The following is a 25120-nucleotide window of genomic DNA, read 5'->3' as shown; positions in this document are numbered from 1 at the left end:
CCATGTGTGGTATTGTTGGTGCCGTTGCACACAGAGTCGTTACGCCCGTCCTCATCGAAGGACTTCGCCGCCTGGAATATCGCGGTTACGATTCCGCGGGGCTCGCGGTCCTGGACGATTCAGCGCAACTCCAGCGATTACGCAGGAAGGGAAAGATCAGAGAGCTGGAAAGCGCGCTGCAAACTTCCTTAGTCGAGGGTAAAGTCGGCATAGCCCACACTCGTTGGGCGACCCATGGGGTTCCCTCGGAACGCAATGCCCATCCGCATATCTGCCGCGAGTCCGTAGCCGTGGTTCACAACGGGATAATCGAAAACCATGAGGATCTCAGAGACCGGCTCAGACAGAAAGGATACGATTTCGATTCGGAAACCGATACCGAGGTCATCGTCCACCAGATCCACGAATTTCTGGATGAGGGCCTGAGCCTTTTCGAAGCCGTCAAGGAGACCTGCAAGGTGCTGGAAGGCGCTTATGCCGTCGGCGTTGTCAGTATCGCGGAGCCGAAGCGGCTGATCGCCGCGCGCCACGGAAGTCCTTTGGTCGTGGGGCTGGGCGAAAGCGAAAATTTCATCGCTTCGGATGTGTTCGCCCTGGTCGGCGAAACCCAGCGTTTCATCTTCCTCGAGGACGGTGATATCGCCGATCTGTCCACGGAAGCGGTCTGCATCTACGATAGGAACGGAAACGCGGTACAAAGGCCCGTCCACGAAACCAAACTGGCGGCTGATGCCGTGGAGCGCGGCGAATACCGCCATTACATGCAAAAGGAAATCCACGAGCAGCCGGTAGCCATCGAAAAAACCCTGGATGGCCGTATACGCGCCGGAAAGGTACTCGACGCGGCTTTCGGCCCGTATGCCGAAAAGGCCTTCGATCACATCAAGTCCGTGCAGATCGTGGCCTGCGGCACGAGCTATCATGCCGGCATGGTGGCACGCTACTGGATAGAATCGATCGCCGGATTTCCGTGCCACGTGGAGGTGGCCAGCGAATTCCGTTACCGCAAGAACGTGGTGCCGCCGGGAACCTTGTTCGTTACCATTTCGCAATCCGGCGAAACCGCCGATACCTTGGCGGCGCTCAAGGAAGCGAAAAAGCTCGGCTACGCGCACACGCTTGCGATCTGCAATGTGCCGGAAAGCTCGATCGTCCGGGAATCCGAATCGACCCTGATGACCCGTGCAGGCCCGGAAGTCGGGGTCGCATCCACCAAGGCGTTTACCACGCAGTTGACGGCCCTGCTCCTCCTGGTTGTCGCCCTGGGCAAGCGCAACGGACTTGCGCCCGAGCAGGAAGCGCGTATCGTCAAGGAGCTTGAAAACCTGCCTGAACAGATCGAGCGTGTACTACTTCTCGAAGATGAAATCGAGCAATGGGCGGAGCGCTTCGGGGAAAAGCGGCATGCGCTCTACCTTGGGCGCGGAGCCCATTACCCGGTTGCCATGGAAGGCGCGCTCAAGCTGAAGGAGATTTCTTATATTCACGCCGAAGCCTATCCGTCCGGCGAACTCAAACACGGCCCCCTCGCGCTCATCGATGCCGAGATGCCGGTTGTGGCGGTCGCTCCGAACAACGAACTCCTGGAAAAGCTCAAATCGAATCTGCAGGAGGTACAGGCGAGAGGCGGCGAACTTTATGTCTTCGCCGACGTGCGCGTGCCCATGGAGAGCGCACCGGGCGTCAATTTGCTGCGTGTCGCCGAGACCGAGGAGATCGTAGCGCCGATCGTCTACACGGTCCCGTTACAGATGCTTGCTTACCATGTCGCCTTGATCAAAGGCACTGATGTGGACCAGCCGCGCAACCTGGCGAAATCGGTCACCGTGGAGTGAACCTAAATCCGGCAGTTGGATACAACCTGAAAAGCGCTAGGCCCTCATCCCCAGCCCTTCTCCAAGACCCTCACCCGACCCTCTCCCAAAGGGAGAGGGCGTTTTGAAGTTCGGGAGAAGGGTTTAGCCCCTCGCCCTCTGGGAGAGGGGTTGGGGTGAGGGAATGCGGCGGCTGATGAGGAAATTTCGGTCATTTCGGAAATTGAACTGCGGTTTTTAGGGTGAACCTGCCCATCCGGACCCGAATCCGGCTTGCAATCAACGGCGTTCCCGTATCAAGATGGACAAGCTTGGCCTAAAGAAAATTTGTCGACTACTCTTTTTGCGGTAAAAGGCTTTTTCGGCCTATGAAATCACCGGTACTATAAAGCGCTTCAGCAGCGGCCGCTTTTTTGTGCGGCCTGGAAGGCATAGGACGAACAATATGTCGGCGCCAGTCGGCACTAACCATTTTTAGACAATCAAACACGGGGGAGAAGAAATGGCCATTAGCTTGCAAAAGGGCGGTAACGTCAGTCTGAGCAAAACCGATCCGGGTCTGGTTAATGCTACCGTCGGGTTGGGTTGGGACGCCCGTTCCACCGATGGCGCGGCATTCGATTTGGATGCCAGCGTATTTTTGGTGGGGGAATCGGGCAAAGTACTGTCCGACGCGCATTTCGTTTTCTACAACCAAAAAACCTCACCCGATGGTGCGGTAGTACATTCGGGAGACAACACCACCGGCGCCGGAGAAGGCGACGACGAACAAGTTTTCATCAATCTGCCGCAGGTCGACGCTAGTATTCAGCGTGTCGTATTCGCCGTAACCATCCACGAGGCCGAGAGCCGCAAACAGAATTTCGGCATGGTGCGGAATGCCTTCATGCGTGTGCTGAACAAGGACAGCGATACTGAAATTGCCCGTTTCGACCTCTCGGAAGACTATTCGACCGAAACCGCCATGATTTTCGGCGAAATTTACCGGCACGGTTCGGAATGGAAGTTCAAGGCCGTGGGGCAGGGATTTGCCGGCGGGCTCAAAGCTTTGGCGACCGATTTTGGGGTAAACGTCGGCTGACCAGCACCTTGAACCGGCCGGAACGGCTGTCGGTTCCGGAAACCAGAGCCAAAAAAGCATGCCACATTTCACCGTTACCGGGGATGTCGATCCCTTTCTGCACGTAAGTCTCGAAAAAGGCGAAAAGATCTTTTGCGAATCCGACGCCATGGTCATGATGGAGGATACGCTGAGGATCAAGGGACAGATGCGGGGCGGCCTGGGACAGGCCCTCTTGCGGCGTTTCGCGAACGACGAATCGATCTTCCAGCAGGAAATCGAGGCGGTGGACGGGGACGGCGACTGTCTCCTGTCCCCCGCTCTGCCGGGAGGGATCGAACTTCTGGATGTCTCCGCGGGTGCGGCATACACGCTTGCCGACGGTGCCTTCGTGGCGGCGGAGTCTACCGTGGACATCCGCTCGCGGTTGAACAATTTAGGGGGAGCGCTGTTCGGCGGCACCGGCGGCTTCGTGGTGATGGAGGCCAGAGGCCAGGGCAAAATCGCAGTTTCGGGTTTCGGGTCGATTTTCAAGCTCGACGTCGAGCCGGGCAAAGATGTGGTCATCGACAACAATCATGCCGTCGCCTGGTCTTCTACCCTACAGTACGAGGTGGGTGTCGCGCGTTCCGGCGGCGGCCTTTTCGGTTCTTTGGTCAATTCGATGACCTCCGGCGAAGGGTTGGTGCTCAAGTTTCGTGGGCAGGGCTCGGTTGTGGTGTGTTCGCGTAACCGCGAGCTCTTCGTCGGCCAAGCACGACGGACTGGTTCCGCCTGACCAATGCAAGTCTAATAACGAGGTATCAAAGATGGGCGTCAATTTGCAAAAAGGGCAAAAAATCTCGCTGGAAAAGGAAGCCAACGGAAGCTTGACCCGGATCGTCATGGGGCTGGGCTGGGATGCCGCCAAAGCGAAGAGCGGCGGGCTTCTGGGAGGCTTGTTCGGGGGCGGGGGCGGCGGAAACATCGACCTGGATGCTTCGTGCCTCTTGTTCGACGATCAGGGCAATCTTCTCGATGCAGTCTGGTTCCGTCAATTGCGCAGCCGGGACGGCAGCGTTCAGCATACCGGAGATAATCTGACCGGCGAGGGCGACGGCGATGACGAGCAGATCGTCGTCGAACTGCCGAACGTTCCGGCCAATGTGAAAAGCCTGGTTTTCACCGTGAACAATTACACCGGCCAGGATTTCTCCCGCGTCGAAAATGCTTTCTGCCGCATCGTCAACGGCGCGAATGATTCCGAAATCGCGCGCTACGATCTGAGCTGCCAAGGCAGCCACTCCGCCATGATCATGGCCAAGGTCTACCGGCACAACGACGAATGGAAAATGCACGCCATCGGCGAAACCGGCGAGGGCCGGACCTTTGACCAATTGCTTCCGCAAATTCGACCGCACTTGTGATCGACGTCGGGATGATGGTCCGCGTCCGGTTCAATAAGAACTTTAGTCAAGGCGTTCGCCTTCCGGCGGGTGCAATGGAAATCTCTCGCGCCTGGCAAGTCATGGAACAGGCATGACGGCCCTGCACCACGCCGCGCTGGAAACCGGGGTGCTCACGGTGAAAGTGCGCGAGGCCGCATTTTCGCTCGAGGAGCTTTGCGGGTTCGCCGCGCGCGACAATCGAAAACGCGGCTTTCTGTTCTTGAGCAAAGTACTGGGCAAGCACTGGCCGGCCGTGCCTTCGACCATGCGGCGCGTGCATCGGCACTTGGCATCCGGGCTGGGTTTCGGCGCCGGTCCGTGGGTCTTCGTCGCCATGGCGGAAACGGCGACCGGCTTGGGGCAAGGAGTTTTCGAAGCGGCCCTGGAACGGCGAATTGGCGCTCATGCCCTATTCCTGCATTCCACCCGTTACCGTATTCCGGGGCGCAAGTTTCTGGCTTTCGAGGAAAGCCATTGCCATGCTCCGGACCAGTATCTCTACGAACCGCTGGACGCGCATCACCGTGATTTATTCCGGACCGCGCGCGAAATGGTGATCGTGGACGACGAGATCAGTACCGGTTCCACCCTGTGCAACCTGGTCGAGGCTTATCGCGCACGGAATCCCCAGCTTGAACGCGTACATTTCGTCGCGATTACCAATTTCAGCGGCGAGCGGAGCGCGGAACGTTTTTCCGAGCGGGTCGGCCTGCCGGTGCACTGCGTGGCGGCCTTGCACGGCGCCTTCTCGTTCGAGTCCGCGGAAGAGGTTTACGCCGGGAAGGCTCCGCCTGCCGTCGGCACCAACACCTGCGAACCGGGTTTTGTGGCGGACCGGCTGGGTCGCTTCGGCATCGACCGGCATCTTGAGGTTCCGGCCGGGGAAACGATCCGCGGGCTCGTAAGCGGACTCGAAGCCGGCGCGCGCGTACTGGTCCTCGGAACCGGAGAATTCATGCATGCCGCTTTCAGGATCGGCCTCGAACTGGAAACCTTGGGGTTCGACGTGGCGGTGCAAGCCACTACCCGTTCGCCGATACTGGCGGGCGCCGATATCGGCCGGCGCCTGGTCTTTCCCGACAACTACGGCGAAGGTATCCCGAATTACTTGTATAACGTCGACCCGGATCACTACGGGCGTATCATCGTTTGTCATGAAACACCGCCGGAAGGTTTAACCGACCTCCTCCGGCAACTTGGACCGGCTTGTCTGCCTTTCCGGTATTCGGAGCCGGCAGAACTCTCAGCTCCCTAGGAGAGTATTCGTTTCACTCACAACATCGAGGAGGAAACCTTATGGGCATCAGTCTTCAAAAAGGCGGCAACGTAAACTTGAGCAAGGAGGCGCCCAATCTCGAAAACGTCTTGGTGGGACTCGGCTGGGACGCGCGCGCGACCGATGGACAGCCATTCGATCTCGACGCGAGCATGTTTCTGGTCAAGGAAGACGGCAAGGTCCCGAGCGACGCTTACTTCATTTTCTACAACCAGAAGAAGTCACCGGAAGGTTCGGTCGAACATACCGGGGACAATCTGACCGGCGAGGGTGAAGGCGACGACGAGTCCATCAATGTTACCCTCTCCAAGGTTCCGCCCGAGGTGCAAAGATTGGTCGTGGTAGTCACCATCCACGACGCCGAGGCGCGCCGGCAGAGTTTCGGTCAGGTCAGCAATGCCTTCGTTCGCATCGTCAATCGTGACAACAACCAGGAAGTGGTTCGCTTCGATCTGTCCGAAGACTATTCGACCGAAACCGCGATGATATTCGGAGAACTCTACCGTCACGGCGGCGATTGGAAATTCAGAGCCGTCGGGCAGGGCTATTCCGGAGGACTGAAAGCCTTGGCCCTGCAACACGGCGTCAACGTCGGCTAAGCCGGATTCCACTTTTTTTCTGAAGCAAGAAGGAACCATGAACTTATCGCGCGGACAACGGGCGAAAATCGCCGATCTGATTCCGAACGGCCAGACGTTCACGGTTGGCGTCACCGCGAACGCTCCCGGCCTGGTCATCGACTTCGCCTGCTTCGGCTTGGACGGCCGGGGCAGGCTCTCCGACGAGCGTTACATGACCTTCTTCAACCAGCCGATGACGCCTTGCGGCGGGGTTGGTTCGGTGACGCCTACCGGCGATACGGCGGGCTTCACCGTCGACCTCGGCCGGCTCCCGCCCGCCATCGAACGATTGACCATCACGGCGGCCATCGACGGTGCCGGGACCATGTCGGCGATCGAGAGCGGCCACGTGCGACTCCTCGATGGCGGGCGGGAAGCCGCGCGCTTTTCGTTCACGGGAGCGGACTTTGCCGACGAGCGCGCCTTGATGCTGCTGGAAATCTACCGCAAGGACGGCGTCTGGCGGCTATGTGCACTGGGACAGGGCTTTAACGGCGGCCTGGCCGCTTTGGTCCGGCATTTCGGCGGCGAAGTCGCGCCGGAGGCCGCCCCCGCCCCGCCCAAACCGGCCGCTCCACCGGTCAATCTCAGCAAGATCACCCTGGAGAAACGAGGCAACACGGTTTCTCTGGACAAGAAACCCGGAACCGCGCACGGCGAAATTCTCATCAATCTCAATTGGAACATGCGATCGCAAAAGAAGGGTTTCTTCGGCGTCGCAAAGTCCGCCAACATCGATCTGGACCTGGGATGCCTGTTCGAATTCCAGAACGGGAAGAAAGGCGTGGTGCAGGCGCTGGGGAACGCTTTCGGCGACTATCACCATCTGCCCTATATTTCGCTGGACGCGGACGACCGCAGCGGGGCCCGCAGCGAAGGCGAGAATCTGCGCATCAACGGCCAGCACTGGGATGAAGTCAAACGCATCCTGGTTTATGCCTTCATCTACGAGGGCGTACCCAACTGGTCCGAAGCGGACGCCATCATCACGATCAAGACCCCCGAACAGCCGGAAATCGAGGTTCGGCTCGACTCGCACCGCAACGACCGGACCATGTGCGGCATCGCGATGCTGGAGAACCGGGGTGGATCGGTGGCCATCACCAAGCTCCTCGATTACTACCGCGGGCATCTCGATCTGGACGAGGCGCACCATTGGGGGTTGAGATGGACCAGGGGCAGCAAGGACTAAGCTTCGCCGAGGAGCGGGCCTTGATGTTGCCGGAAATCTACCGCAACTACGGCATTCTCGAAAAACTGCATACCTTATCGGGACGCCTTGTCGATAACGGCAATTTTTTCGCCTTGGATGACGTGCACGAAATTGCCGAGAGCGAACTTTACGACCGTGTTTTGAACAAATTTCCCTTGTGGCTGGAACAGGCGCGGCACAGGGGTATTGTGGCGTGAACCAGGATATCGCGATCGCCAGCGACTTTTTCAATTGACCGAGGAAAAGACAAATGAGCTTCCAAAATTTCTTCAATTCCTTGAAGCAGAAGGCCAGCGAACTCAAGAACGAGGCGCTGAAATTCAAGAATCGCGACTTTCTGAACGCGGCGGTCAGCGGGTCGGTACTGGTTTCGATGGCGGACGGCATCATTTCGTCGGAAGAAAAGCAGAAAATGATGCGCTTCATCGAAAATTATGAAGCGTTGTCCGTATTTTCCGCCAAGGAATTGATCGATGCCTTTCAGAACGCCGTGAGCCAGATCGAGTTCGACAAGGACCTGGGCGAAGCCAAAGCTTACGAGGCCTTGCGCAAAATGAAGAACAACGACGCCGCGTCTCGCCTGATCATGCGCCTCATCATCTGCATCGCCGGCGCGGACGGCAATTTCGACGACAATGAAAAACGCGTCGCCCGCAAGATTGCCATGGAACTGGGCCTCAATCCGGCCGAATTCGAACTGACCTGATCGTGCAAGCGTACGTTTTCCTCGATCTGGACGATACCCTGTTTCAGAGCCGGGCCAAGTGCCCGGTCGAGGACGATCTGTACCCTGCCGCTTTTCTGCGCGACGGCAGCGCGCACTCGTTCATGACGGCCAAGCAGCGAGCGCTTTGGCGTCTTCTGGAAACGAACATGACGGTGATCCCGACGACGGCAAGGGATTGGGAAGCCTATCGCCGGGTCGAACTGCCGTTTCGGAGCTGGCGCATTCTCGACTACGGCGGCGTCATCATCGACGCAGCCGGAAAGCCGGACAAAGACTGGTCCGAACGGATGCTCCCGGCGACACGGGACGCTCTCGAAGGGCTCCAGCATGCCCTCGAAACGGCCCGGATTTTCGCGGCGGAGCAGGGACTGGATGTGCGCGTCCGCCTGATCGAAGATTTCGATCTCACGTTCTATCTGGTCGCGAAATTCCGAAATGGCCGGGAGGATCACCTGGATCAGCTGCAAAGGGAAGCGGTAGAACCCTGGGTGGAGGCTCAGGCGGGAGCCTACCGCCTGCATCGGAACGGCAACAATCTGGCCGTACTACCCAAGGCGCTCGGCAAGGAAAACGCCGTGCGTCATCTGATCGGCCGCCTGCGCCGGGAGCATGGCGAGATCCTCACCTTCGGTCTCGGTGACAGCGAAATCGATGGCGCTTTTCTGGCGGAATGCGATTATCTTGTGACGCCCCGAACCTCGCAGCTGTTCGAGCGAACGTTCGGCCGGTTCATTCCTCAACGATAGAAGGACATTACAAGTTCATGTCGCACCGGAATTTGCACCGAACGGCCGCCGGGCCGAAGCCGGCCGCATTTTTTTCGGGCAGTTACCGCCTCGAGGATGTGAAGTTTCTGCTGAAGCCGATCAGCATCGAGCCTATCGGCATCGCGGAAAAGGAACGCCTGATCCAGAGCGGCCGGCGCCACTACAGCGAAATGCTCAGCCCCGAGAATCTGCCGTCGCCACGCTACATGGACATATTCCGGGAAGCGTTCGCCCTCAACCGGCGCCGCATGGCCTTGGATCTGCTCAATCTCGCGGCCATCATCGGAGCGCGTCGGAACGGCGAAATCACGCTGGTCTCGCTGGCGCGGGCCGGCACGCCGATCGGAGTGGCGCTCAAGCACGTCTTGCGGCGGTTTTTCGGGCGGGACGCCGAGCATTATTCCATTTCCATCATCCGCGACCGGGGCGTGGACGCCAATGCACTTCGCTTCATGCTCGATGACGAGGCTCGGTCCGAAGGCGGCATCGTCTTCGTCGACGGCTGGAGCGGCAAGGGCGTGATTGCCCGCGAACTGCACAAATATGCGCACGACTTCAATGCGTGCCACGGTACGCGCCTGGATTCCACTCTGTTCGTGTTGACCGATCTCGCCGGCGTGGGAATCGCTCCCTCCGACGACGACTACCTGATACCGTCGAGCATTTTGAATTCCACGGTGTCGGGGCTGATCAGCCGTTCCATTCTGAACGGACAAATCGGCCCCAATGACTTCCACGCTTGCGTTTATTACCGGGAATTCGAGCCGCACGACCTGTCGGCGTGGTTTATCGAGGAAATTCTGAAGGATGTGTCCGAATGGGTAAACCAGGGGCATACACCTTCTCCGACACCGGTCGATCCCGAATCGGGGCACAGCCGCTCGCAGCGGCTGCTCGAAGACATAAGAACGCGTTTCGGCATTGCGGAACACAATTTCGTCAAGCCCGGTATCGGCGAAGCCACCCGGGTTCTGTTGCGACGCGTCCCCGAGCGCGTCATCGTTCGCGACGAAAAGGATCCGGCAGTGGCCCATCTTCTCCAGCTGGCCCGCGAAAAAGGGGTGGTCTGGACGACGGAAACGGCTCTGCCCTACCGGGCGGTTTCTCTCATAAAAGGTATAACCGATGCTTAATGCACATCGATTGGGGGCTTCCTTATACGTGCCGGCAAACCATCGGGCATTGCTGGACATCGCCAACGGCCACAGATGGCCGGAGCTGCGTTCGGTCATTTTCTGCACGGAGGATGCGATCGCCCCTGCAGCGCTCGAACACGCACTCCGAAACCTGGGCGACTGTCTCGGTCAGATGTCTGCCGCCAGTCGTTTATTGCGTTTCGTTCGGGTCCGCAACCCGGACATCCTCGAGCGTATCTTGTCCCTGCCCGGCGTGGAGAAACTTGACGGCTTCGTGTTTCCCAAGGTCGATCGTAGTACGGTGGACAGCTACATGGGCCTAGTGCAGGGTACCACTTACCTCACCATGCCGACCCTCGAAACCAAGGATGCTTTCGACGTTCGAAAGATGGCCGCTTTTCGGGATCATTTGCTGGAGCACGGCTTGGAGAAGCGGATTCTCGCCTTGCGCATCGGGGGTAACGACCTGTTGTCGATCCTGGGAATCCGGCGTCCCCGCGACATGACGATCTACCGGACGCCGATCGGACACACCATCGCTCAGATCGTCACCGTATTCAAACCCTACGGTTTCGAGCTAACCGCGCCGGTGTTCGAACACATCGACTGCCCGGAGATTCTGCAGGCCGAAGTGAAAGAGGACATTGCCCACGGTTTGTGCGGAAAAACCGCCATTCATCCCAGCCAGGTTCCGCTGATCGAAGCCGGATATCGAATCGCTCCGAGCGACCTGGAAGCGGCGCGGCTCATTCTGCAGAGTGACCGGGCCGTGTTCCATTTTGGGGGCTCCATGTGCGAAGTGGCGACACATAGTTCATGGGCGCGACATATCGTCGAGCAATCCGATGTTTTTTCCTAAAATCATCCAACAAGAACTACCCACCAAGAAAGATATCTCTAATGAAAGACTTCCGTTATTCGATTTTGATCACGATCGTCTGTTTAATCGGCGCCTTTTTCTGGGGAATGCGCCATCCCGAAGCCGATCCCTGGGGAGCGGGCTTATCGGCGGTTCTGCTGGCTCTGATTTTAGGGGTCATGGAAGTCAGCCTGTCGTTCGACAATGCGGTGGTGAACGCTTCCGTGTTGAAAGACATGGATGCCAAATGGCAGCAGATCTTTCTGACCGTGGGTATTCTGATCGCGGTATTCGGAATGCGCCTGATTTTCCCGATCATCATTGTTTCGGTGGCCAGCGGGCAAGGAATGGGCGATGTCGCGCTGATGGCTCTAAACCACCCCGAGGAATACGCCAAGCATCTGGAGGCCAGTCACGCCGGCATTGCCGCGTTCGGCGGCATGTTCCTGCTGCTGGTATTTTTCACCTATATGATGGATGAAGCCAAAGACGTGCATTGGATCGCCATCATCGAGAAGAAACTGGCGTCGTTCGGAAAACTCGATTCAGTGGAGGTCATGTGCGCGCTGATCGTCCTGTTCCTGTTGCAGCGTTATCTGCCGATCGACGACAGCGTCCGCTCGACCGTTTTGGCCGCGGGCGTGGCCGGCGTGGTCCTTTATGTCGCCGTCAGCAGCTTGGATAGCCTTTTCGAGAGCGAGGAGGAAGGCGAAGCGGCGGTAGGAACCGCCAAACGCGCCGGCATCGCGGGGTTCCTTTATCTTGAAGTATTGGATGCTTCATTTTCCTTTGACGGCGTCATCGGGGCCTTCGCCATCACCCGCGACGTCGTGATCATCATGTTGGGCCTGGCCATCGGCGCCATGTTCGTGCGTTCCCTGACGGTATTCCTGGTCAACAAGGGAACCCTGGACGAATACGTCTATCTGGAACACGGCGCTCACTGGGCTATCGGCGCCCTCGCCGCGATCATGCTCGGCAGCATCTATTACCACGTCTCGGAAGTCGTTACCGGCTTGATCGGCGTCACGTTCATCGTGTTGGCCGTCGTCTCCTCGGTGCGATACCAGGGATCTCAGGTCAACGAAACTCCCAAATAGAATGTTTGCCGGGTAAAGCTTGAGCAAGTGCCGAGTAATGCCGTTCGGCATTCGACTGAACATGAATCGTAGGGTGGGTTAGCCCTTCGACGGAGCTCAGGACAAGCTCCGCGTAACCCACCGAATCGAGGTCGCGCGGTGGGTTTTACGGCCTCGCGGCCTAACCCACCCTACAAAAAATGAATGCCTTATTGAAAGCGGTTTGGAATAAAACCTCTTGGAGTTAGGAAGGTTTTGGATCGGTTCTCCACGTGAAACTGATCGTCCCCCCACCGGACATTTCATAGCGAAAGACCGACCCGGCGACGTGCATCGAGACAGTTGCCGCTGCCGAGGGTGAACTCGCGGCAGGTTTTCGGACGATCCGGGTAGATCGCGCAGGCGTAAGTTTCGGTGGGGGTGCCCCCTCCGGACAGCGCGGCGCAGCGAGTGCCGTGCCGCAGCAACTTGCTTCGAGTGCCGTCGACGACGACCAGGGCGGGATGACGCTTGATCACCGGCTCGCGTCTGGAAATTTCCACCGAATCGTAAGCTTCGCGGCAACAGGCGCCGCAGCTGAGGCAGTCGAGTTCGTCCGCCGGTTCGAAGCGCACACAGGCCGGCGCGTCATTCGGTAGCCGCACGCCGGGCGCGTGCCGGCAGCGTAGTCCCCGCCGTTCGCCAAACGCCCAGGCACAGTCGGCGCAGCCGCGCCCGGCGTGATAAGCCGCAATGGACGCGTGCCCCGCCGGGTGCTGTGGCGGCGGTTCGGCTACCGTCCCCCAGAGCGAAGGCATCGCGGTTGCCTCGATACCGGTGCCCGACCTGGCCGGGCTATTGCTTTTAGTTCGCGGTACCAACGCCGCGATAGCCGCGGTGGCGGTCAGCGCCTCACCGAGGTGGGGCGCCCAACGGCGCTGCGACGCCTGCCAGGCGGCGCGGCGCGCGGCCACGCAGCTACGCTCGCGGCGACCGCCGTCCTTAGGCGGTGCCGTGAAAGGGTCTGCCGACAGCGACTCCCAAAAGCTCACACGGAAATCCGTGGTCGGTGCGAAGAAATCCCGCAGCCCCACGCCGTCGGCCAGATAAGCCTGCAACCGCAGACAGGCATGCTCGCGCCACGGATTCCGCCCCCCGCTGCCGCCGAGGCCCCAGTCCACCCGTCTTTCGCCGGTTTCGCCCTCCACCAGAGCGTGACATAACTCGTGAAGAATCATCTGCGCCAGAGAATCGTCGGGGTCGAGAATGTCGTCGGTGCCGATCAGGATCGTGCCGCGGCCGTCGGTTGAGGCATAGGCGTGCGGCGTGCGTTCGATGCGGAAGCCTACGCGTTCGGCACAGGCGATCCATACGAGCGCGAGTGGATCGTCGTATCGGTGGGTCGGGCGGCGGAGGAACTCGGTCATGCTGGGTACTGAAAAATCCTGGCGCATATTACCAGGGGACGCCGGGTTCGTCTTCAAGGCACTGCTGTAGGGCGATTCGACTGGAACCGCTGATTCGCCCGAGCTCAGGACACGCCCTCGGGCCCCGTTCAGGACGTGCTTGGCAGCCAGCCGAACCGCCCGGCGCCCATTCGAGCTGGAAGGGTGGCTCCGGCGCTCCCGGAGACACCGTTTGCGATTGGAAGGAGCAACGCCCGTGGACGGTCTCCCCCTACGGTACTAACAATTCGACCAGGCCCAGGCACCGACGGCCTTCCGTTACAAAACCGCAATAAGAAATTAACGATTCTGACAACTTTTGTCAGCAATATGTGAATCGGGTAACGGTTTGCGGAGCCTTACCTCCCCCCTCATCAAAAAATCCTTCCGATTTACAACTTTGAGAGGTCAAAGCGAATGAAGAGAACAGATACGAATAACGCTGTCGCAGAAACCCTTTCGGCGCAACCGCTTGTTGAACCCGTCATCAACCGCCGGGATTTCGTCAAAGGCGGTGCGGCCGTCGCCGCATCGACGGCCTTTGCGGCTCTGTCGAGCCGTGCCGGAGCGGCGCAATTGCCTTTCTCGGATGATTACGGTCCGCTGCAACCGACCAACTGCGAAGTGACGGGTTTGCCTCTGTTGGCGTTGCCGGCAGGTTTCGTGTATTTCTCGTACGGCTGGACCGGTCAGCCGCAAAGCGACGGTACCATCACCAATTCCAATCATGACGGGATGGGCGTAGTCGCCGCGCGCGGAAACACGATTGCTCTGGTCCGCAACCACGAAGTCAATCGAACATCTGGGCGCAATACTCACCCGGTGGGATCCCGGGGTGTCTACAACCCGTCGCAGGGGGGCGGTAACAGCAATCTCCTGTTCGATGTGGTCAACGGCAAGTTCGTTTCCTCTTATAACAGCCTCGGCGGTTGTATCCGTAATTGCGCGGGCGGTATTACGCCGTGGGGCACATGGCTGTCGTGCGAGGAAACTTTCCATAACTGGGGCGTGGGCAATCAGGGCTTCAACCACGGTTACGTTTTCGAAGTACCCGGTTTCGGCATTTCGGACGGTGAACCGATCCGCGAAATGGGCCGTTTCAGCCATGAAGCGGCTGCGGTCGATCCGGCGACCGGCTTCGTTTACGAGACCGAAGATACCTCCAATTCGGGCTTTTACAAATTCGAGCCGGCGGGGGCCTGGGGTGATTTAAAATCCGGCGGCAAGCTCTATGCGATGGTGCTGGACAATACCGCACGCGTTGAAACCCGCAGTGCTGCCGAAGGTACGGTGTGGAACGTCACCTGGCAGGAAATCGCCGATCCCGATGCAAAAAGCGAATCCTGCTTTTCTCAAGCCGACCAGGCGGCGATCATTCGCCGCGGCGAAGGCTGCTGGTACGATCAAGGGAAGATCTATTTCTGTGCGACCTCCGGCGGCCCGTCCGGAGCCGGACAAATCCTGTGCTACGACCCGCGCAAGGAAACCTGCACGGTAGTCTTCAACTCGCCAAATGCTTCCGTAGTCAGCGGGCCGGACAATATCGCGGTCAGCCCGAGAGGCTCGATACTGATGTGCGAAGATGGCAGTTCCGATCCCAAGCGTTTGGTTGCATTGACTCAGTCCGGCGAAACCTTCACGTTCGCCGAAAACCGCCTGAATTTTCAGGCCGGCTGGATCGACGCGATCGATGCTGCCTATCCGGGAACCAAAGCCGGTTTCCTGTCGAGCCCCACCGGCAATTTCACCGGCAGCGAGTGGGCCGGCGCGACATTCGACGGACGCTGGCTTTTCGTCAACATCCAAACCCCGGGCGTTACATTCGCCATCACCGGTCCTTGGGAAAACGGTTCGCTGTAACCCAATCCATTGTTGCATTCAGGAATCTACAGGGACGTGATTCCTGTTCAACGCTTCGATTCAACAACACTGGAGTTTTACGATGAACCATCTTTTTCGCGTAACAAGCATCGTTGCGTTGTTAACGACTGCTTCCATTGCCAACGCCAGTATTACCGGCGATGTGACCGGCGGTGGCGCATTCTCGGATGACGTATCGACCGCGGACGGCTGGGTACTGAACAACCCCGCATCCAACGGCGTGGATTTCTGGACGCTGACCATCGACCAGCCCGGCTATCTCTCAGTGAACGTCGGCTCCCAAATCGATTTCGGCATCAGCGTGTATCAAGGCTCGGTTTCCGACTCTGTCGGCTTTGCCTTCGATAATGCCGCCAGCTTTCGGGACCCGATCACCTCCGAATTGGGTACGTTCATTGACGGTACGCCGAATTTCGGTTTCGCCGGCAGTACTCTGGAAGACGTATTCTTAGCAACCGCCGGTACCTACACGATTGCCGTGGGCGGTTCCGATTTCGGTTTTTCCGGTCCTTATCAATACGAGATGACCGTCAACGTTTCGGCTGTTCCGTTGCCTGCCGCGGTGTGGTTGTTCCTGACCGGCCTCACTGCTTTGGCAGGCTGGTCGAGGCGCTATACAGCAGCTTGAACGCAACGAATCAGGCAACCGGGCACAACCGGGTGCCCGGTTGCTGCGGCACGAAAAGTCATAAAGTTGAAACAGTCGGCTGTCTATCATTGACACCCGATTTCACAAAGCACCGGAGAGAAGCAGGATGGGTTTAAGCATTTGGCAACTGATGCTGGTCGCGGTTCTGTTCTTGCTGATGTTCGGCCGCGGCAAGATACCCGCGCTGATGTCGGATCTGGCGGCAGGCATAAAGAATTTCAAATCCGGCCTGAGGGACGACGAACTTGAAAGAACGCAGGCCTCGGGTCAATCCGGACCCAAGGCGGAATCGGGCAGGCCGGAAAAAGAAAACGTCTAACCGGGTTTTGCAAATGTTTGATCTAGGTTGGATGGAGCTGGCATTTTGCGGCGTGCTGGCTTTGATAGTAGTCGGGCCTAAGGACCTGCCAAGGCTGATGCACTCGGCCGGCAGAATAGTCAGAGGCATGAAATCGGCATACCGCGATATTCAAATCGGTCTCGGAACCTTGGAAAAGGAAATCGATCGGGCCAGCGGTGCCGATACTAAGGATTCCTGGGTCGGCTACGTACCGGACGAAATCCGCAATCTGCCGGAATATTTTCCCGAAGCGTATGTGCCGGGCTCGATGACCGCCGAAGAATACAGCAAGAGGCGCGAGGAGCACGACCGCCGAGTACAAGAGCTGAAACGGTTGGCAGCCGAACGAAAGGCAGCCGAGGAAAAATCCGAATAGCGTTCACGCTTGTCGCGGTCGGGCTGTTGAGATTAGCCGCAGGATACTCCTGAAGCATGAGTGAAAACCTTGATCTTTCGAAAGCGCCCTTGCTTACGCACCTAATAGAGCTACGCAGGAGGCTGCTTTACTGCCTGTTGTTCTTTGCAATCGCATTTGCGGTCAGTTACGAGTTCTCGAACCAGATCTATTCGTTTCTGCTGGAACCGCTGGAAAGGGCATTCGGAGTGGTCGAAAACCGCCGGATGATATATACGGGCTTGCATGAAGCTTTTTTTACTTATCTGAAGTTATCGTTTTTTTCGGCGTCCTTTTTTTCGATTCCGTTGGTTTTGATTCAAGTTTGGCGATTCTTGGCTCCGGGGTTGTACTCCCATGAACGGAAGTCGCTGTTTCCGTTGATTCTGATGACGCCGATTCAATTCCTGGCCGGAGCGGCCGTGGCTTATTACGTCGTCATGCCGCTGGCCTGGTCGTTTTTTCTCAGCTTTGAATCGTTGAGCGGAGAATCCGCGCTGGCCGTTGAACTCGAAGCACGCATAAGCGAGTATCTGAGCATTTCGATCCAGCTGATCATAGCCTTCGGCCTGTGTTTCGAATTGCCCGTCCTCCTGATGGTCATGGCCAAAGTCGGCATGATTTCCTCGAGTTCGCTGATCGAGCACCGACGCCATGCAATCATCGGAATTTTTCTTGTCGCCGCATTCATTACGCCGCCGGATCTGATCTCCCAAATCGCGCTCGGCACGCCTATCGTGCTGCTGTATGAATTGTCGATACTCTTAATAAAGATCACCCGTGCGGACGCGCTTTTCGAGGAGCGTAAACAGGCAATGCAGTAATGCCGCCACAAAACTCCGCTAGCCCGATCCATGCCGGGCGGCCGGTATCCGCGCGATGTGCCTTGGTGTCGCGGCCACCATCGCCCAGACATTCAAAGAACCCCTTGGAATCCCCTTCCCCAAGCCTACCGATGATCTCCCGTCGGTGAACTTTCCTCGCACGCATAGGCACGGCGCCCCTGAAATCCCAAAAGCGATTTTCACAGTTCGACGCCGGGCTGGTCCGACAGCCGGTTCGGATGGCGGCGCGATTCCCGGGCAGTTACTGTGCGTAAAGAACGTAAAGTCCTATTCGAATCGCCCTCACCCCAACCCTCTCCCAGAGGGAGAGGGCGCTTTTCTGGCTTTGCTTTCTTGACCATTAGTAACCTTATTCGCTAGGCCCGGGAGGAGAGCCAGGGAATTTCTCGAAGTACGCCGTACAGCAGCAGCGTGAATCCAGACAGCCACGCCGTAAACGCCGCAACATGCCCGGCCTCCCAACGATCCCGCAGTTGCGCATATGCTTGCACCGCCTCGCTGGGGCGGGTGCGAAGCGCCTCCAGCCATGCGGCATTCACCGGCTGAACCAGAGCAGCAGGGAGAGCGCGAGACTGAGCGTTCCGACAAGCGTGGAGCGGAACGCCGCGCGAGCGCGGATGAACCACACGAGCCCAATTGAGAAGAGGAGCGCCAGCACTTGAAGGGGTCCGCCTACAAGACCGAAGAAGCGGTAGAGCGTGCTGGTGACACGCAGATAGAGCTGCGGCTCATACTGCATCCGCGCCGGTAGCTCCAACACGTGCGCGCCGCCCATCACGAGGCCGAGTGCGGTCAGGAGAAGGGTGATCAACCACCAGATGCGAAGCAACATGGCTCCTCCTACTTGAGGATTTAATCAGTCCTGGATCAGTGCTTAGCTTGAGGGAAGCGGAGACAGCAAGCAAGGCTTTCCGGCGGAGCACCGTTTCAGCACGGAGCCAGGCGGTCATCGTTCGAGAAAAAATCAAGCAATGATGCCTCTTGCGCAGCCGCAGGACAGGGATATTCATCAACGCTTGTTTGCACCGCCATCACCTGGATGAACTTGTGCTTCATCAGCCATGCCATATGAGAACACACCCGGAGATGGCCAGGTTCCAGTGCCGACAGATTGTTCTTGGCCAGGGTTGGCAGATACATATCTCCGACAGGGTGTAGGCGCCGGACAAGTAGGCCCGCGCCATTGCTTCGTTTCTGTCCGGATAGCGTTGCCGATAGTCGTCAAGGGGCAGAGCGATAGACCGCCGATGGGCTTTGGAGACTTCCCGGAGTTCCTCGGGCTTCTTGTCCTGCCGGTAGCGCTCGACGAAAGCATCATCGCCCAACAACCATTGATGCCGGGTCTGATCCAGAGGACTGGGCAGCCCTCTGCCGTCCTTGACAAATCGTCGGTAGGACTCGATCGCGCTCTTGCGTTCCCGCCCAAACTGGCTGAGCAGCCCATCCGCATCCAGCCAGTCCGGCGCATTCGCTTCGCCAACCATGGACCGATAGCTGCTCCAGGGCCAATCTTCGAGTCTTTCGATCATCCGCGCTCTCAGCGGATTCAGAACAACCTATCTAGTCAGTTCCAGCAAGTAGGTGTCCTTCTGGACCAAAATCGCCTTGTAGCGCCCCTGGAACAGGTGTCCCACCCTGCCATGGCGGCGATTGAAACGCTGCGTATAGACACCGTTCAATTGGCGCATGCCTTTGGACAGATTTCCGTCGACCGTTTCCACGAGCAGGTGATAGTGGTGGGTCATCTGACAATAGGCCTGCACGATCCAGCTGAAGCGGGCGCAGACATTGCCGACGACGTCCAGCCACGCCGTCCGGTCCGCATCATCCAGATAGAGGTCCTCGCGCCTGTCGCCTCTCGAAGTCACAGGGTACCGAGCGCCCGCAAATTCCAATCGTAGGGGTCTAGCTATGGAGCGAGTATAGCGAGAATGGGGGAGTATGTTGGAATGTTAGAACTGACCCTATAGACCTTTCGGTGCTCCGATTGCGTGAAATGTACCGACGAAGAAAAGGTTGCAGCTAAACCAACCGTTTGCGATTGGAGACGCATCGGAAGACCAATACGAACGATGCGGTTCCTTCGTCACCGCATCCTACGCGGGCTGGCTTCGCAACGTCCGCTTGGACAGCCTCAAAAAACATGGACGCGGCCCCAAAAAGCCTCTGCAGAAAAACCCGGATGATCCCAAACAGCCCCATGTCTCCACGTACAAGTTGCTCCGGGATCAATAGCGGACACCTTAAAAGGGCTGCTCTCCTAACCTAACCATTTTGACCCCTAAACTCTTGAGCCTTTGCATAGCTCCGATGGCTAATTCCGAGTCGTCTATTATCAGATCAAAGATCCTGCCATCTTGATTCTTGTAACAAATTACTTCGGATACCGGGGTTTGTTCAATAAAATAGTCATCGACCTGTAGGCCTTGCCCGAATAAGATGCTTTCAATGCGTTCATCTAATAATGCATCTGCCATTTCATTTTACTCCTATGCATCCTAGCTTTACCTAAAAGTCGGCCAGAATATCGTGTTGTGAGTGTCTCCAGGACCCCAAATAATCCGGCTCGGTCTCGGCTGTGCGTATGGATTTACTGCGAGTTCTCGATAATAACGAGCATTCATTATGTTTATATCAGCTTCTGAGGGCCACTTTTGATAAGCATTTTTATTCGGGTGAGTATGCCCAATTAGCCGGCCATCACGGGGAGCGGGGCTGCTCCAAGCACTTCCGCTATAAAATTTCGTGACAGACTTACCATCTACACTTTCCCTTACGATAGAGAACTCAACACCAGCCTTTTCACTCAACTTGTATACATCGCCGAAACGGATTGATCCATCTGTAATAATTACGCCTTTCTCACCTGGTAAATATCCTGATTCAAGTAGTTCAGCGATTGACGCATGTGGCTGTGCTGAGTTTGCAGCACAATTATTCAACCCCCACGGATCGACCCAGCCCACGGGATTGTGTACGTACCCGTGCGGCCGGAGCCCGCCCCGGAGTCCAATCGGATCGGGGCTGAGGTATTGCCCGGTGTCGGGATCATAGTAGCGCTGGTAGTTGTAGTACAACCCGCTTTCCGGGTTTTCCCACTGGTTCTGGAAGCGCAGCTCGACCTGGAGGTAGGGGTCGTTGGCGGCAGCCTGGTAGCCTCGCGGGAGGCGGCGGGCCAGGCGGGTGTCGCTTTCCTTGACTAGCTAGAGGTCGAGCCGCGCAAAGCCACCTTGCGTGACTCATATGGTTGCACCCAGGCTATCTAACACCAGAATTTTTCAGGAAATCATGGAATTCCCGAAAGAAAGCATCAAGGGTTCCTAAATTCTGCATCGAGGCGATCTCTAGAATAAGATCACCCCACGACGCTGCGCCTGGCAAAGAGTATTTATCCTTTAGCCAAGGGTAAAATTTTTCTGAGAATAGCCGATCATATTCATCGATAACTCCACTTTGGCTTCTAGCAAAGTAGTAGCCTCGAATGAATGAGACGAGACTTTGCAGTGAATCGCTATCAACGTACATGCCAGGGCGACGCTCGATAGCCTTGATCAACTCGATTGTATTCATATCTCCTCAAAATGGCTTCACTTCCGGTGGCCTCATACCCGGGAAACCTACTCCAAGATCATCCATCCACTCGCCAATCTTGATTCTCCGTGGATTTAAATTGTCGAACACATGGTCGCCAACCTTAATTCCAATATGGTACCCATTCTCCGAGATTGGTTTCTTCGCGGCATCTGAATAAATTAGACCTGTGTCCGATCGTAGTTCAATCGTCTCGGCGTGATGCCCATCCTTGATAATTGCTTCCTTGAGTTTCTTAGCAAATTCCACGCATTTGAATATTCCCGTCAATTCTCTGCGAATTTGGTTGGCCAACTCTCGTGCCCGGTTGAGCGGACACCCCGCCAACCCCCACGGATCGACCCAGCCCACGGGATTGTGCACGTACCCGTGCGGCCGGAGGCCGCCCCGGAGTCCAATCGGATCGGGGCTGAGGTATTGCCCGGTGTCGGGATCATAGTAGCGCTGGTAGTTGTAGTACAGCCCGCTTTCCGGGTCCTCCCACGGGTTCTGGAAGCGCAGCTCGACCTCGAGGTAGGGGTCGTTGGCGGCAGCCTGGTAGCCCCGCGGGAGGCGGCGGGCCAGGCGGGTGTCATCGTCCTTGACCGCCCAGCGGTCGAGCCGGCCCCAGGTGCGCAGCTGGCCGGCCCAGACGACCTCGCCGTCGTCGCTGACGAGTTCCCGCGGGGTGCCGAGCGGGTCGGTGATGACGTGCAGCCAGGCGGGGCGGGCTTGCTCGCGTTGGTAAGCCAGGGCCAGGGGCACGAAAGTGCCGGGTTCGTGATGCCATTCGCGGGTTTTGGTGGGGGCGGCCGCCGCCGGGTTAGGGGTGCCGTAGGGGATTGCAAGACCTGACCCCTTTGTGGTGGTCTGGTCTTCTGAGTTGTTCACCACCCTATTAGGGAAGCTGAGATGATAGAGCAATCCATTGTCTAACTTCAGGATATCCATCGAGAAAACCTAGCGAATCGAGACTCTTAACTATATTTATCCGATTCTTGATTTTGCGCAGAGCATTAATGGTTTCAATGGTAATCTCTCCTTTTTGAAGCTTATCAAGCCAGTTATCCGAGACATTCTTTGCCCATTCCAAAGAACAATCTGTGTTTTCCATAAACCAAGACACAACTGTATTTATATCAAGAAGACCATCTTCCTTGCTCAATCCGAATTGCTTTATAAAATGTACTCGTACGCGCATCTCTGAACATAACAGCGAGTCGCGTTCATCTTTGTCAGCAGATCGAGCTCTATATTCATAAACTCTGATAGCAAGATGAGCCCATTGTAGGGATCTAGTCTCTAACGCACGTCGTGCCAATATTTCAGCTAAACCTAACCAATTGAAATTCTTTGGAGCATACGACCTATTATTCAATATAGCGTCAAGCCAATCATTGAGTTCGCTGGGAGCAAGTTCTATAACATGATTCATATACTCCACTGAGCTATGGAAATGTAATTCCATATCGATGAAATGCCTCCCGACCTATTTCAATAATTTTCGCGTTGGTTCTTGGATCTGCGCCGTTATGGAAATGCCCACTTCTCGGCGTGATTTCGACACCGTAGCTCAGCCCTCCTCCAAATACAATATCTGCTTCACCTGCGGCGTGGACCGGTCTGCCACCGGTTAATACCGCATGCGAAATTTCTTCGCCCTGAACCGAATGTGGCATTACAAGAAGATCTCCTTCCTCGTTAACAGCCCACTTAATTCGGCCAGAATTTGGGCTCTCCGATATTTCCCGTGGTAAACACTACATGCAGTATGCCAAGGAATGGATAGCGAAATGTCAGCGGCTTTGATATTTTGCTGGAAGCCATGATTTTCTTTTAAGCTCAAATGACTCAACCGCAGATACAGATACCCTTAGACCTGCCCAATGTTCAGGTAGAACATTGCGAACAAACACCTCAAGGTTTGGTGATTACGGTGGTCAGCACTAGCCAAACTGCCGTGTGTCGTCGGTGCGGGCGCACGATTGATAAGTTTCACGGCTACGATAAAGAGATTACCTTGCGGCATCTGCCGATTTTTGACCGGCCGGTTTGGATTCGGATCAAGCCCAAACGTTTTCAATGCCCCCATTGCCACAAAGGCCCGACCACGACCCAGCGTTGTGAGTGGTATGACCCGAAGAGTCCCCATACCAAGGCTTACGAGCATTGGATTCTGCGGGAATTGGTCAACAGTACATTGAGTGATGTCAGTTTGAAACGCGACCTCACGGTGGCGTGCATCGAAGGCATCATCGACCGCCATGTTCAGCGGCAAGTCGATTGGTCAACGGTGCCAAACTTGGAATTGCTTGGGATTGACGAAATTGCGCTGAAGAAAGGGCATAAAGACTTTGTGGTGATTATTTCGGGTGTTACGGTTAAGCGGGAGAAGTTTATTCTGGCGGTGTTGCCGGACAGGAAAAAAGAGACGGTCAAATCCTTTTTGGAGACATTACCACCGGATCAACGCGAGCAGGTCCGCCAAGTCTGTATCGACATGAATGAAGGTTACCGCAATGCGGTTCAAGAAACCCTACCCAACGTGCCAATAGTGGTTGATCGTTTTCACGTGGCCAAGCATTACCGCGATTGCGCCGATAAAGCTCGCAAAGCCGAAATGAAGCGCTTGAAAACGACATTATCCGAGCATGACTATGCGCAGTTGAAAGGGGCGATGTGGGCGTTTCGTAAACCCTGGATAGCCTTAAGCGAGGAACAGCAAGGTGTCTTGCTACAACTCTTTCAGCATGCACCGACCTTGAAAGAGGTCTATATTCAACGTGAAGTACTGACCGGTATTTTTGAAAGCCGCATCAACAAAGCCCAGGCGGAACAGGCCTTAATGCAGTGGCTGGAACGCATCACGGCATTAGGTCTGAATTGTTTTGCCGCTTTTGCCACAACTTGGGGCCATTGGCGCGACCCCATTATCAACTACTTTGTTCGGCGCGAAACCAGCGGTTTTGTGGAAGGACTCAACAACAAGATCAAGGTGATTAAGCGCCGCTGTTATGGAATTTATAATCTAGGACGACTGTTCCAGCATATTTGGCTCGACATTCAGGGGCGGCGAGTACTGTTTGCAGATCACTAGACATTATCGGAAACCACCTTTCATAACCGGAACAGAGGAAATGGCCGGCTATCAATAACTCTGGTTTCGGCAGTAGCGCCTGTAATTGTGCAGGCCGCAGGCCAATTCAATGACGACATCGTCGTAGCCTTCCTTGGTGTTCCTGAACACGTCTTTGACGACGCGGCACCGCTTGATTCCCGAGAGGATGTGTTCGATGATCACGCGGATGCTTGAGTGGAGCCGGTTGGCCTCCTGGTCGTCGGCCGAAAGCCGGCCGTTGCGCGGCCTCTTCTTCGGCTGGTGGACTGTGACATTCGCCAGTTCGTGTCCCTGGAAGCCGCTGTCGCGATACAGCTCGACGCCGTCGGAGAACCGGGTCCCTTCTTCGTCGCAGATCTTCTTGTCGTGCTTCTTGCCCTCATGGGTCGAGCCCAAGTACTTGACCTGCCGGTCCTCCAGGCCGCCGACAAGGTTGTTCTTCACGGTGTGGCATTTTTTTTACCGCTGTAGTGGATGCGTTGCCCCAGGTCGTTGACGGGGCGGTTGATGCGCCTTTCCGTTCCGTCTATGCCCAAGTCCTGCCGCGTCTCCTGCTCCAGCCTGGACAGCATCTCCTCGGTGAGCCGGGCGGGCTTGTGCCCGCGGGCGTCAAGTGTCTTGTTGAGCACCCTGCTCAACCGGTGGATCGTGAAGTTGGCCTGGGGTTGGCTCATGCCGAACAGATGCGCGATGACCTCTTGCAGAGGGTAGGTCTTCAGATAGAACAGGATGAACAGCAGCCGGTCGGCCATGCTCGCGATAATCGGCGGACGCCCTCCTTTAGTCAGGTTCTTGCCGGTTTCTTCGTCCCCTGTCGCCGCAAAAGAAACCAAGAGTTCCTCAAACTCGGAGGCCTTCAGACTGGTCATGGCCATCAATGTCTTCGGCTTTTGCTTCACGTCTTCGTAGGAAACCATACTC

General features: G+C 56.8%; 30 protein-coding genes. 19 read left to right on the top strand and 11 right to left on the bottom strand.

Going from position 1 to position 25120, the window contains the following annotated elements; all coding sequences use genetic code 11:
- Positions 1-2 precede the first annotated feature (2 nt).
- From glmS to sS8_RS17470, 13 genes are all read left to right on the top strand, one after another.
- Positions 3-1835 carry a glutamine--fructose-6-phosphate transaminase (isomerizing) gene (glmS, locus tag sS8_RS17530; RefSeq protein ID WP_119630874.1) on the top strand — a complete coding sequence of 611 codons (1833 nt, stop codon included), beginning with the start codon at positions 3-5 and terminating at the stop codon, positions 1833-1835.
- A 481-nt stretch (positions 1836-2316) separates the two neighbouring features.
- Positions 2317-2895 carry a TerD family protein gene (locus tag sS8_RS17525; RefSeq protein WP_119630872.1) on the top strand — a complete coding sequence of 193 codons (579 nt, stop codon included), beginning with the start codon at positions 2317-2319 and terminating at the stop codon, positions 2893-2895.
- Between the two features lie 58 nt (positions 2896-2953).
- Entirely contained in the window at positions 2954-3652 is a 699-nt protein-coding gene (locus sS8_RS17520) for a TIGR00266 family protein (protein WP_119630870.1), read from the top strand.
- Between the two features lie 31 nt (positions 3653-3683).
- Positions 3684-4280 carry a TerD family protein gene (locus sS8_RS17515; protein ID WP_119630868.1) on the top strand — a complete coding sequence of 199 codons (597 nt, stop codon included), beginning with the start codon at positions 3684-3686 and terminating at the stop codon, positions 4278-4280.
- Between the two features lie 112 nt (positions 4281-4392).
- Positions 4393-5556 carry a phosphoribosyltransferase domain-containing protein gene (locus sS8_RS17510; protein ID WP_119630866.1) on the top strand — a complete coding sequence of 388 codons (1164 nt, stop codon included), beginning with the start codon at positions 4393-4395 and terminating at the stop codon, positions 5554-5556.
- 41 nt (positions 5557-5597) lie between these two features.
- Positions 5598-6176, top strand: a complete 579-nt coding sequence (locus tag sS8_RS17505; protein WP_119630864.1) for a TerD family protein — start codon at positions 5598-5600, stop codon at positions 6174-6176.
- Between the two features lie 37 nt (positions 6177-6213).
- Entirely contained in the window at positions 6214-7389 is a 1176-nt protein-coding gene (locus sS8_RS17500) for a TerD family protein (protein ID WP_119630862.1), read from the top strand.
- Positions 7365-7607, top strand: coding sequence for a VWA domain-containing protein (locus sS8_RS17495; protein WP_119630860.1), 243 nt, complete (start codon positions 7365-7367; stop codon positions 7605-7607). Before sS8_RS17500 ends, sS8_RS17495 begins: the two co-directional genes overlap by 25 nt.
- A 53-nt stretch (positions 7608-7660) precedes the next feature.
- Complete coding sequence (locus sS8_RS17490) at positions 7661-8116, top strand: tellurite resistance TerB family protein (protein WP_119630858.1); 456 nt, start codon at positions 7661-7663, stop codon at positions 8114-8116.
- Between the two features lie 2 nt (positions 8117-8118).
- Positions 8119-8883 (top strand): HAD family hydrolase, encoded by a 765-nt coding sequence (locus tag sS8_RS17485; protein WP_119630856.1) that lies wholly within the window; start codon positions 8119-8121, stop codon positions 8881-8883.
- Between the two features lie 17 nt (positions 8884-8900).
- Positions 8901-10037 (top strand): cysteine protease StiP family protein, encoded by a 1137-nt coding sequence (locus sS8_RS17480; RefSeq protein ID WP_119630854.1) that lies wholly within the window; start codon positions 8901-8903, stop codon positions 10035-10037.
- Positions 10030-10899 carry an HpcH/HpaI aldolase/citrate lyase family protein gene (locus sS8_RS17475; RefSeq protein WP_119630852.1) on the top strand — a complete coding sequence of 290 codons (870 nt, stop codon included), beginning with the start codon at positions 10030-10032 and terminating at the stop codon, positions 10897-10899. The genes sS8_RS17480 and sS8_RS17475 overlap by 8 nt, the downstream gene beginning before the upstream one ends.
- 41 nt (positions 10900-10940) lie before the next feature.
- Entirely contained in the window at positions 10941-11999 is a 1059-nt protein-coding gene (locus tag sS8_RS17470; RefSeq protein ID WP_119630850.1) for a DUF475 domain-containing protein, read from the top strand.
- Positions 12000-12280: 281 nt separating this feature from the next.
- On the opposite strand, the gene sS8_RS17465 is transcribed toward sS8_RS17470, so the two are convergent.
- The gene (locus tag sS8_RS17465) at positions 12281-13384 is read right to left on the bottom strand and encodes a YkgJ family cysteine cluster protein (protein WP_119630848.1); all 1104 of its coding nucleotides are present in this window, start codon (positions 13382-13384) and stop codon (positions 12281-12283) included.
- 435 nt (positions 13385-13819) lie between these two features.
- On the opposite strand from sS8_RS17465, the gene sS8_RS17460 reads away from it, so the two are divergent.
- The 5 genes from sS8_RS17460 (at position 13820) to tatC (ending at position 17490) form a co-directional block, all read left to right on the top strand.
- Positions 13820-15262: a PhoX family protein gene (locus sS8_RS17460; RefSeq protein WP_119630846.1), complete on the top strand. Its 1443-nt coding sequence runs from the start codon at positions 13820-13822 to the stop codon at positions 15260-15262.
- A gap of 82 nt (positions 15263-15344) precedes the next feature.
- Complete coding sequence (locus tag sS8_RS17455; protein ID WP_119630844.1) at positions 15345-15911, top strand: VPLPA-CTERM sorting domain-containing protein; 567 nt, start codon at positions 15345-15347, stop codon at positions 15909-15911.
- A 127-nt stretch (positions 15912-16038) separates the two neighbouring features.
- Entirely contained in the window at positions 16039-16251 is a 213-nt protein-coding gene (tatA, locus tag sS8_RS17450) for a twin-arginine translocase TatA/TatE family subunit (RefSeq protein ID WP_119630842.1), read from the top strand.
- A 13-nt stretch (positions 16252-16264) separates the two neighbouring features.
- Complete coding sequence (locus tag sS8_RS17445) at positions 16265-16648, top strand: Sec-independent protein translocase subunit TatA/TatB (RefSeq protein WP_119630840.1); 384 nt, start codon at positions 16265-16267, stop codon at positions 16646-16648.
- A 56-nt stretch (positions 16649-16704) separates the two neighbouring features.
- Entirely contained in the window at positions 16705-17490 is a 786-nt protein-coding gene (tatC, locus tag sS8_RS17440) for a twin-arginine translocase subunit TatC (protein ID WP_119630838.1), read from the top strand.
- Between the two features lie 556 nt (positions 17491-18046).
- On the opposite strand, the gene sS8_RS17430 is transcribed toward tatC, so the two are convergent.
- The 8 genes from sS8_RS17430 to sS8_RS27740 all read right to left on the bottom strand — a co-directional run bounded on the left by sS8_RS17430 (position 18047) and on the right by sS8_RS27740 (position 22516).
- Positions 18047-18343, bottom strand: coding sequence for a hypothetical protein (locus tag sS8_RS17430; protein WP_119630834.1), 297 nt, complete (start codon positions 18341-18343; stop codon positions 18047-18049).
- Positions 18344-18566: 223 nt separating this feature from the next.
- Positions 18567-19040, bottom strand: a complete 474-nt coding sequence (locus sS8_RS30015) for a hypothetical protein (protein ID WP_197716564.1) — start codon at positions 19038-19040, stop codon at positions 18567-18569.
- 27 nt (positions 19041-19067) lie between these two features.
- Positions 19068-19379 (bottom strand): transposase, encoded by a 312-nt coding sequence (locus sS8_RS28750; protein WP_197716563.1) that lies wholly within the window; start codon positions 19377-19379, stop codon positions 19068-19070.
- A 375-nt stretch (positions 19380-19754) separates the two neighbouring features.
- The gene (locus tag sS8_RS17415) at positions 19755-19988 is read right to left on the bottom strand and encodes a hypothetical protein (protein ID WP_119630830.1); all 234 of its coding nucleotides are present in this window, start codon (positions 19986-19988) and stop codon (positions 19755-19757) included.
- 27 nt (positions 19989-20015) lie between these two features.
- Positions 20016-20690: an RHS repeat-associated core domain-containing protein gene (locus sS8_RS30010; protein WP_119630828.1), complete on the bottom strand. Its 675-nt coding sequence runs from the start codon at positions 20688-20690 to the stop codon at positions 20016-20018.
- 79 nt (positions 20691-20769) lie between these two features.
- A complete protein-coding gene (locus sS8_RS17405) occupies positions 20770-21081 on the bottom strand; it encodes a hypothetical protein (protein WP_119630826.1) in 312 nt (103 codons plus the stop codon).
- Positions 21082-21087: 6 nt separating this feature from the next.
- The gene (locus sS8_RS28245; protein ID WP_170161142.1) at positions 21088-22032 is read right to left on the bottom strand and encodes an RHS repeat-associated core domain-containing protein; all 945 of its coding nucleotides are present in this window, start codon (positions 22030-22032) and stop codon (positions 21088-21090) included.
- Complete coding sequence (locus tag sS8_RS27740; RefSeq protein ID WP_170161141.1) at positions 21980-22516, bottom strand: hypothetical protein; 537 nt, start codon at positions 22514-22516, stop codon at positions 21980-21982. The genes sS8_RS28245 and sS8_RS27740 overlap by 53 nt, the downstream gene beginning before the upstream one ends.
- Positions 22517-22927: 411 nt before the next feature.
- On the opposite strand from sS8_RS27740, the gene sS8_RS17395 reads away from it, so the two are divergent.
- Entirely contained in the window at positions 22928-24178 is a 1251-nt protein-coding gene (locus sS8_RS17395; protein WP_119630824.1) for an ISL3 family transposase, read from the top strand.
- 51 nt (positions 24179-24229) lie between these two features.
- On the opposite strand, the gene sS8_RS17390 is transcribed toward sS8_RS17395, so the two are convergent.
- On the bottom strand, positions 24230-24643 hold the full coding sequence (locus tag sS8_RS17390; RefSeq protein WP_119630822.1) for a transposase family protein: 414 nt from the start codon (positions 24641-24643) through the stop codon (positions 24230-24232).
- On the bottom strand, positions 24640-25116 hold the full coding sequence (locus tag sS8_RS17385) for a helix-turn-helix domain-containing protein (RefSeq protein WP_119630820.1): 477 nt from the start codon (positions 25114-25116) through the stop codon (positions 24640-24642). Before sS8_RS17385 ends, sS8_RS17390 begins: the two co-directional genes overlap by 4 nt.
- Between the last annotated feature and the right edge of the window lie 4 nt (positions 25117-25120).

It is taken from the genome of Methylocaldum marinum (assembly GCF_003584645.1).
Lineage (GTDB): Bacteria > Pseudomonadota > Gammaproteobacteria > Methylococcales > Methylococcaceae > Methylocaldum > Methylocaldum marinum.
The sequence above is the reverse complement of the archived record's forward strand: the minus strand, read 5'-3'. Positions and strand labels throughout refer to the sequence as shown.